Annotated in this window: 1 protein-coding gene; it reads right to left on the bottom strand. The window is 52.9% G+C overall.

Going from position 1 to position 1,307, the window contains the following annotated elements; genetic code table 11:
• Positions 1-52: 52 nt before the first annotated feature.
• Positions 53-1,201, bottom strand: coding sequence for an integrase core domain-containing protein (locus AC3ZU9_RS31395; protein WP_169905024.1), 1,149 nt, complete (start codon positions 1,199-1,201; stop codon positions 53-55).
• Between the last annotated feature and the right edge of the window lie 106 nt (positions 1,202-1,307).

The raw sequence follows: 1,307 nt of genomic DNA, 5'->3' as shown, positions 1-1,307 counted from the left end.
ATCGGGGTGTAGAACCGTAGACATCGTTTACATCTGAAACCGGGGACATCGTTTACACATTTGAGGCTTGGACGCGGGTCATACCCCGTCCAAGCCTCCCCAAGGAATAATCACACAGGTACAAATCCCAGACATCATCCTCAGCTTCTTTGAGCCCTATCCTTTCCCCGGATAATGCCTCGCTGACAAATACCAACTTGCCATTCCACTTGATCGATCCATCCTGCCTGACGCTTCGAACCCGCATTTCTGCCGGATACTCCACATCGGGTAAGCATCCTGGATAAAGTCGGGTAGACGGCATATACACATCTCCCGGACGTTTCATACCAAGCGCTTCATGAGGGCGTACGTAATTGAACTCATGTTTGAAATGCTCCAGCAAAAGCTGCTGCTCAACCAAATTGCTCCCTAGCGGTAGCTCAAGTTTCAGGCTGCGGTGCATTCGTTCGTGGCGACCATTCTGGGCGGGCCTTCCTGGCATGGTTCGCTCGGGATAAATACCTAAACGGATCCACCAAACGGCCAGCGTGGACATTCTGGCCAGACCAGGAGAAGCGAAGGGGACGCCGTTGTCAGAGCGAATGACTTCCGGCATGCCGTACTCCTGAAAAAGCCGCTCAAAGGTCTGCTTTACAGGTTGGGTCTTGATTTTAGGGTGAGCCCTGCAAGCCAGAATCAAACGGGATGCATGGTCTGTCACGGTCAGCGGGAAGCACATCTGCGCGTTGAGCATCTTGAATTGCCCTTTGTAGTCAGCGCACCAGGTTTTGTTGGGGTCATTGGCTTCTCGCATTTCAATATGGGAAGTGCCGTGCCGACGCTTGAACCGCCGCTTATTGACCAGCCCAAGTCGGTCAAGCCATTGGCCGGCTGTACTGGGAGACGGCCAATCGATAGAGGGATCTTCAATTCGCAATAGCTCGATGAGCTTCTTTGGCCCCCATTTATCGTGAGCCTCCTTCATGGCCACTACGCGAGCCAAGATCTCATCGTCGGTCTTGTTTGGGCTGTTATGAGGTCGCCGAGAAACCTCGGCTAACGACTTCAAATCGCCGTTATGCCGAGAAATCCATTTGTCTACGGTCGGTCGACTGACACCGAAGCGGCGGGCCAGCTGGCTTTTCGTGAAATTACCCGAAAGCCAGTCAGCAACCAGCTTGATTCGTTGGTTCATGGGGGACTCTTGGTTCCAGGGCATGATCAGTTACCTCCTGATCATGCGTATTAACCTGTAAACCATGTCCCCGGTTAGAAATGTAAACGATGTCCCCGGTTTGTACCGGGGCAAGCCCCCTCCCACATTT

It is taken from the genome of Pseudomonas sp. A39 (assembly GCF_058145955.1).
The sequence above is the reverse complement of the archived record's forward strand: the minus strand, read 5'-3'. Positions and strand labels throughout refer to the sequence as shown.